This window comes from Belliella marina (assembly GCF_042682445.1).
Classification (GTDB): Bacteria; Bacteroidota; Bacteroidia; order Cytophagales; family Cyclobacteriaceae; genus Belliella; species Belliella marina.
This window is the reverse complement of record NZ_JBHUHR010000040.1, coordinates 23,490-31,116: the sequence shown is the minus strand read 5'-3', so window position 1 is coordinate 31,116 and position 7,627 is coordinate 23,490. Positions and strand designations below refer to the sequence as shown.

Annotated in this window: 6 protein-coding genes; 4 read left to right on the top strand and 2 right to left on the bottom strand. The window is 42.9% G+C overall.

Annotated elements, in window-relative coordinates:
• From ACFSKL_RS16400 to ACFSKL_RS16385, 4 genes are all read left to right on the top strand, one after another.
• A partial coding sequence (locus ACFSKL_RS16400; RefSeq protein ID WP_376887416.1) for a hypothetical protein occupies positions 1-232 on the top strand: 232 nt, incomplete at its 5' end.
• Positions 233-919: 687 nt separating this feature from the next.
• Positions 920-2,215, top strand: coding sequence for a TlpA family protein disulfide reductase (locus tag ACFSKL_RS16395; RefSeq protein WP_376887415.1), 1,296 nt, complete (start codon positions 920-922; stop codon positions 2,213-2,215).
• A 23-nt stretch (positions 2,216-2,238) separates the two neighbouring features.
• Positions 2,239-5,442 (top strand): SusC/RagA family TonB-linked outer membrane protein, encoded by a 3,204-nt coding sequence (locus tag ACFSKL_RS16390; protein ID WP_376887414.1) that lies wholly within the window; start codon positions 2,239-2,241, stop codon positions 5,440-5,442.
• Between the two features lie 52 nt (positions 5,443-5,494).
• The gene (locus ACFSKL_RS16385) at positions 5,495-6,838 is read left to right on the top strand and encodes a RagB/SusD family nutrient uptake outer membrane protein (RefSeq protein ID WP_376887413.1); all 1,344 of its coding nucleotides are present in this window, start codon (positions 5,495-5,497) and stop codon (positions 6,836-6,838) included.
• Positions 6,839-6,888: 50 nt separating this feature from the next.
• Here the strand turns inward: ACFSKL_RS16385 and ACFSKL_RS16380 are convergent, their stop codons facing one another.
• Positions 6,889-7,158, bottom strand: coding sequence for a hypothetical protein (locus tag ACFSKL_RS16380; protein ID WP_376887412.1), 270 nt, complete (start codon positions 7,156-7,158; stop codon positions 6,889-6,891).
• A 162-nt stretch (positions 7,159-7,320) separates the two neighbouring features.
• On the bottom strand, positions 7,321-7,627 hold a 307-nt coding region (locus ACFSKL_RS16375; RefSeq protein WP_376887411.1), incomplete at its 5' end, for a MauE/DoxX family redox-associated membrane protein.

Genomic DNA, 7,627 nt, shown 5'->3' with positions numbered 1-7,627 from the left:
GACGGGGCATCTACTTAGATACGTTTTTCCAAGGTCGATACGCCATGGATGTACCCGCACCCTTTCCGGAACTATAGCTACTGCAGGAGCACTGTCGGGAAGGAACCATATTCTAATTTCTTATTTGTCAGGAGCAATTCCCTGTTTCTGGACCCAGCTGGAGAAAACGCAGGTTTTTTCCAGGATGGGAGGGGTATGTCTTGTTTTTGAGATGCGAGAAGCTAGAGACTAGAGACTAGAGACGAGAAACTAGAAGCGAGAAGCTAGAGACGAGAAGTGAGAGGCAGAGAAGAAAAAGTGTACGAAGTACGATCCACCACGGCGGACAAGTTGTACAATGTACAAAGAATGAAGTCTGTCCTTCAGCATTGTGGGGGGACATATCAACCCTAGTTCGAGACATCTCTCTACGTTCGATGTGACAGACGAGAAACTAGAAGCTAGATGCGAGAAGTGAGAGGCAGAGAAGAAAAAGTGTACGAAGTACGATCCGCCACGGCGGACAAGTTGAACAAAGAATGAAGTCTGTCTTTCAGCATTGTGGGAGGACATATCAACCTTAGTTCGAGACATCTCCCTTTGGTCGATGTGACTGCCCTTAAAACTGATAACCAATTCAACCAAATAAGCCATGGCAGCTACGGGGTATATGTTTAACAATAAACCAAGTGATGCTAAACTGGGTTTGTGGCGAACCTCATACGCCATGCCCGTACTGCCAGGCTTTTTACGCTAAGTCATTTCGAACGCCAGTGAGAAATCTCAATCCTAGTTCGAGACATCTCCTACGCCTCCCTGAGTTGGGAGGTAAACTCGATGTGACAATCCCTATCTAACAACTTTAACCCTTAACGATTTAACGCTTAACGAACCAATCCACCAATTCAACTAATAACCTAATCAACTAATAAGTAAAATCATGAAGAAACAATTTACATTATTGATTACAATGCTGCTTTCTATTTGTGCTTTGGGACAGCAGAAACTTGAGCCTCTGGATATAGGGGACAAGATTCCCAACCTCAAGTTTGAGAATGTGCTGAACCATCCTGATGGAGAAATATTGCTCTCTGACTATAAAGGCAAGCTATTGATCCTTGATTTTTGGGCAACATGGTGTGCTCCCTGTGTGGCAAGTTTTCCGAAGTTGGATAGTTTGGACAAAGCCTTTGGTGATGATCTAGCGATCCTTCCCGTGACTTACCAAGACAAGGAAGAAGTAGAAAAGCTCTTTTCCAGGATGGCTAAGCTGAAGGATATTTCGAAGCCCATGATCTATGGGGATGATATATTGAGGGGGATGTTTCCTCACAACTCCCTGCCTTACTATGTATGGATGGACCAAGAAGGGAAAGTCTTGGCCTTTACCTCAAGTGAAGAAATCAATGCCCAGAAGATTCAGAATGCATTAGCAGGTGAACTTTCGGGAATAAGAAACAGAAAACAACAGGCAAATACCTTTGATAAAAACCTTCCCATCAAAGAACAGATCGGAACAAACATTCCAATTCAATTCCAATCGAGTTTATGGGGCTATGTCCCAGGATTCCCCAGCATGGCCTCAGCAGGCTCACTTTTCAAAGAGGAAGAAAAGACCATCAGGATCTTTTTTACCAATGTTCACCTGATGCACCTATACCGATATGCTTACAGAACAGGTGGGACTGCCATCAATATCAAAAACATCGAAATCAAAACTGACAAGGTGGGGCCCTTCGAGGATTTATCCCACAAAGGAAATGCACAAATAGAAGACTGGAAGGAATCAAACAATGTCTTTACCTATGAACTAGAACTAGACAGAAATCATAAAGATAAGGTCTGGGAGGTTTTCAAAGCAGACTTAGAGACACGGTTTCCTCAATACAAAGCAGTTGTGGAGCTTAAAGAAAAGCCCTGCTATGCATTGGTTGCCAAAGAAAACCACAACCTCAAAACTAAGGGGGGACAACCTTTTCAAAGCATTACACCCTACGAAGCCACACTCCAAAACACCTCACTGAATTACCTCATTTCCAGTCTCAACCTCAAATACTTCCAACACCTGGATAAAATGATACTCAACCAGACAGGAATTATCGGCCCTGTTGACCTACACCTACAATGCAACATGTCCAATGTAGATGAAATCAACAAAGCACTGGAGGCTTACGGCCTAGAAATAATAGAAACTACCTCTGAACAAGAAATACTACTGATCACTGACAACAACTGATAATGCTAACCTAAACACCATACATGACTATGAAAAAAGTTTACATCATTACAATGCTCCTGATCGGATTGGCATTCCAAGTATCAGCTCAGGAATCATCGATCCTCAAGGGTAGGATTGTTGACGAAAAGGATGGTATGCCACTTCCCGGCGCCAACGTTACCTTGAAAGGAACCACCAAAGGCACAATAACAGATGTCGATGGCCTGTTTTCCCTCAACCTACCAGTGGGTGAATCCATACTGGTTTTCAGCTACATAGGTTTTGAATCAGCAGAAAGGAATATATCGATCCCTTTCAATGGAATCTTCGAGCTCAAAATGGAAGAAGCTGGACTAGCCATGGAGGGAGTGGAAATCGTCTCTACAGGCTACCAACAATTGCCAAAAGAGCGGGCAACAGGCTCATTTGTTAGTCTAGACGAAAACCTGATCAATAGGCGGGTTTCTACAAACTTGGTAGATAGACTGGAAGATGTGACATCCGGCCTTGCCTTCAATAGATCCAATGCCGATCCTATTGGCATCAGGGGTAGAAGCACACTCTATGCAAACCCCAATCCACTGATCATCATTGATGACTTCCCCTACGATGGCCCTCTGGAAAATATCAATCCAAATGATGTAGAAAGCATCACTGTGCTGAAAGATGCTGCCGCAGCCTCCATCTGGGGAGCAAGAGCAGGGAATGGGGTCATCGTCATCACCACCAAAAAAGGTGGAATCAAATCCCCCATCAGAGTAAGTCTCAATACCAACATCACTAACTCAGAAGCTCCTGATTTCTTCTACAGACCCCAGATGTCTGTCAATGATTACATTGATACAGAAATAGAACTCTTCAATAGAAACTTCTTCATTTCCAGAATCACACACCCAAGGAGGTTGGCACTGAGTCCAGTAGTAGAACTACTCGCAAGCCACAGGTCGGGTGAGATATCCCAGGAGGAATTGAATCAAAGAATTGAGGCTTTCAGACCCATTGACGCAAGAAACCAATACAATGAATTCTATCAAAACAATGTGTTCAGCCAGACTTCACTGAATCTTAGCGGAGGATCGGATTTCTTCCATTTCAATACAGCGATAGGTTTCGATGACAACCAATCCTCAGCCATCGGTGATCAAAACAACAGACTCACCATCAATAGCAATCAGACATTCTTAATGCTGAATAACAGACTAAAGATCAACTCGGCAATCAATATCGTCCAATCATCTACTCAAAACAACAGCTTCGACCCAACTAGAATGCAACTCTCTAGTACCGACCCCCGCTACTATCCCTATGCAGCTTTTAGGGGAGAATCTGGCGAAGCATTGGTATTGCCCCGGGGTTACAGAACTGCTTACATCAATGGACTTGACCCAGGTCTTGGCTTGAAAGACTGGACATTTAGACCCTTGGATGAATTGGATTTGTTGAACAATCAAACAAGGCAAAACGAAGTTCGGCTCAACCTAAACACCAGTTACAAAATCCATGATAACCTAACAGCTGACCTGAGATATCAGTATTGGACAAACCGATCCAATCAAACAGAAATCATCCATCCAGATGCTTATGAAGCACGGGATTTATACAATAGCTTTGCATATACGGACAACTCAGGAAATATCCTCAGTCATATTCCAGAAGGTGGAATCTTCAACCAAAATTTAAATGAAGGAGATAGCCACACCTTCAGAGCCAATCTTGCCTATAACAATACCTGGGGAACAGACCACCAGTTCACGGCTTTGGCTGGATATGAAGCCAAGGACTTGCAAAGACGTGGACACTACGCAAGACAGTACGGTTATGACCCCGAAACAGCCACAGTAAGACCGGTAGACTACATGAACAATTTCCCCATGTATTATGCCTCCGGTTTCTTACAAAGGATCCCCTACGCAGATAGTCAATCAGGGATCGTAGATCGATTCATTTCCTATTTTGCCAATGCTGGATATGAATTCAAAAATAGGTACCTGCTATCAATCTCTGCCAGGAGAGATCAATCCAACCTCTTTGGTGTAGAAACCAACATGCGAGGAGTGCCACTTTGGTCGGCTGGAATGGGCTGGATCATTTCGGAAGAAAGCTTCTTCAATGCTGAACTTTTCCCATACCTTAAATTGAGGACTACATATGGTTACAATGGAAATGTGGACAATTCATTATCGGCATTTACAACCGCCAGCTTTTCTCCAAGCAGCCCATTTACAGGTTTACCATACTCCACCATAGCAAACCCTCCAAACCCAAATCTTCGATGGGAAAGATTGAGTATGGTCAACTTGGCGGTCGACTTTGCTACCAAAAACAACCGAATCAGTGGTACAGTAGAGTATTATCAAAGAGATGGTCAGGATATGATTGGTTTTGCAGCAGTGGCCCCTTCTGCCGGTGTAAGGTCCTTCCGTGGAAATAATGCGACAATCAAAGGCTCAGGAGTTGACCTAGAATTGAACACCCTAAATATTGACAGGGCATTAAAATGGAACACCACCTTCCTATTCAACTACTATGAGGATGAAGTAACAGCATACCAGACTGATCATCCCACAAATATCGTCTTGAATTTAGGAACGAGCTCCATGTATCCAGTGACAGGCTATGGAATATTCCCTGTTTTCTCTTATGCCTGGGCAGGACTAGATCCTGACAATGGAGATCCAAAAGGGAAACTAGACGGGGAAGTAAGTAAGGATTACTTAAGCATCACAAGAGATGCTACTTATGAAGATTTGATTTATCATGGCACAGCCAGACCAACAGTATTTGGAGCCTTGAGGAATGACTTTTTCTACAAAGGTTTCAGCCTTTCAGTCAACCTATCGTACAGATTGGGCTACTACTACAGAAGAGAATCCATCATTTACGGAAACAACAGAGGTTTGGGAGGTCATGGAGATTATGCTCAGAGATGGCAAAACCCAGGTGATGAACGCACAACCAATGTCCCTTCTATCCCTAATGCAACTAACGCCAACAGAGACAATCTTTACAGATTTTCAGAAGCATTGGTGGAGCGTGGTGATCACATCAGGCTGCAAGATATCAGGATAGCATACAATTTTGACCGAACCCATTGGCAAAACCTTCCTTTTAGAAGTGCCGAACTATACCTCTATGCCAATAACCTAGGGATAGTATGGAAAGCCAGTGACGACCCCATCGATCCGGACTTCCGATTCATGCGACCCCTCACAAGCATCGCCACCGGAATCCGCATCAATTTCTAACATCTAAAACCCCTTGCTTCCAACGCGAAACCAACACCTAAAAAACTGACAAATGAAAAAACAACTCTACACAATTGCTCTAGCCTTATTCACGATAGGCTGTCAAGGATTCTTAGACGAGAAACCTGTGAAATCACTAATCATACCCCAATCGTTGGCAGACCTTCAAGCCCTGATGGATGATGAATTTTTGATGAATACAGCCCCAGGCCTTCCTGTAATCATGTCGGACGACTTTCTTTTACAAGAGGGTGTCTGGCAATCTGCATCATCAGCAACAGCAAGAAATGGGTATATATGGGCTGATGACCTATATGAAGGAGGATCTAACGCCGATTGGACAAAGGCTTATGAACAAGTATTTTACTCCAATCTTGTGCTGGAAACACTTCCGACTATAACAAGAACAAATAACAATGCAAATCAATACGATCAAATCAAAGGAAGTGCTATGTTTAATAGGGCATTGGCTTATTATCATTTGCTCACACAATTTGCAGCAATGGAACAAGATGGCCCTGCATTCGATCAATATGGTTTGGTATTCAGGGAAACAGCAGCAATTGAATCCAATCCTGTTAGAATCACAGTGAAGGAGTCTTATGACTTTATAGAAAATGAATTAAATGAAGCCCTAGAGTTACTACAACCCCTAAACAATTTTTCCACTAGGCCTTCAAAAGCAAGTGTTTATGCGCTTCTGGCTCGTTTATATTTGTATAGAGGAGATTTTGTCAAAGCAGAATGGGCAGCGTTGGAAGGTTTGTCGTTAATGGATAACCTTATTGATTACAATGATGTAAACCCTTCGCTGGCAAACCCTTTCCCCAGGTTCAACCCAGAAGTGATATTTCAGGAGGAACTCGTATTCTATGCGGTACATATCAATGCTGATGTTCCCGAAGGAGTCTACGGGTTGTATGAAGGAAATGACCTTAGGAAGTCTACTTTTTTCGATGTAAACCAAAGTACAGGTAGGATAAGATTTAAAGGAAGTTACAATGGGAGCGTTACACTTTTTGGAGGCTTTACCACGGCTGAATTATTCTTGATTCTGGCAGAATCCCAGGTCAGAAATGGGAACATCCAAGATGGGCTAGCTACTCTGAACCACTTCCTCGTGAAGAGATACAGTAGCGGTGATTTTGAAGCATTCAAATCCAATGATGTAGAAGAATCTTTGAGGTTTATTTTCTTGGAAAGGAGAAAGGAGTTTGTATTTCGGGGACATAGATGGTATGATTTGAGAAGGTTGAACCATGAAGATGCCTTTAAGGAAACATTGACTAGAAATATTGCGAATTCAATATATACACTAGAACCCAATTCCTCTTTTTATATCCTTCCGATAATTGATCTTGAAATTCAAACCTATGGTCTTTTACAAAACCCATAAAAAAAGGCGGAAGTGAATCACTTCCGCCTTTTAATTCAACACTTAATAGATTACAGTGGAGTATATTCTCCAAACACCTCAGAGTTCTCGACTACTTCTCCTAAAATAGGATCATTGTCAACCAATTCCACTGTACAAATCATCGTTGGAACATCTGCACAACGATAATTAACACCAAGTTGGCCAGCCAAAACCCATTCACCGTTATTTTCGGTGAATTTTGGATTTGAATTGTCAATAGGCTGCGTAAATGCAAAGGCAAATACAGCCGCCAATACGAATACTCCTCCACGTAGGAGGTTTTTAACTGAATTTTTCATAATTGAAATTGTTTTGATTGTTAATGTTCCTGCCAATTTGGATTTTGAGAGGGTTGGCTGGTTTGGCCCCCTGCCGGTGCTAGCCTAGTACCTGGTATTAGGGATAGCGTGAATGTCTTTGGGTTTGGGGTCTCTCGCAGATTTTCCGGGGTTTTGTGGATTTTATTTTTGGAGGTTGACTTTGTGTTTTGGTATATGTGGTGGACTGTGGTTGCAGAGGTAGGCCGCCAAGACTGAGATGGACAGGAATGTGAGGTTGAAGATGAGGTGTTGGGACCAGGTGAGTTTGGAGACTACACCGCCACAAGTGCATGGGATCCTTCCAAATATGCCTGTCATCACGATGGCTATATAGGCTGTGAAAGTGGCCATCATCAGTAGGCTGAGGTATAGCCCTCTAAGCCTCCACTTGGGGATCACCAATAGGAATGCTGTAATCAATTCTATCGGTGGCAATGTGTAGAAGATG

Bases quoted from the DNA above. Each gene is read 5' to 3' on its own strand.
- ACFSKL_RS16380 (WP_376887412.1), bottom strand. From the start codon at position 7,158: ATGAAAAATTCAGTTAAAAACCTCCTACGTGGAGGAGTATTCGTATTG.
- ACFSKL_RS16395 (WP_376887415.1), top strand. From the start codon at position 920: ATGAAGAAACAATTTACATTATTGATTACAATGCTGCTTTCTATTTGT.
- ACFSKL_RS16385 (WP_376887413.1), top strand. From the start codon at position 5,495: ATGAAAAAACAACTCTACACAATTGCTCTAGCCTTATTCACGATAGGC.
- ACFSKL_RS16390 (WP_376887414.1), top strand. From the start codon at position 2,239: ATGACTATGAAAAAAGTTTACATCATTACAATGCTCCTGATCGGATTG.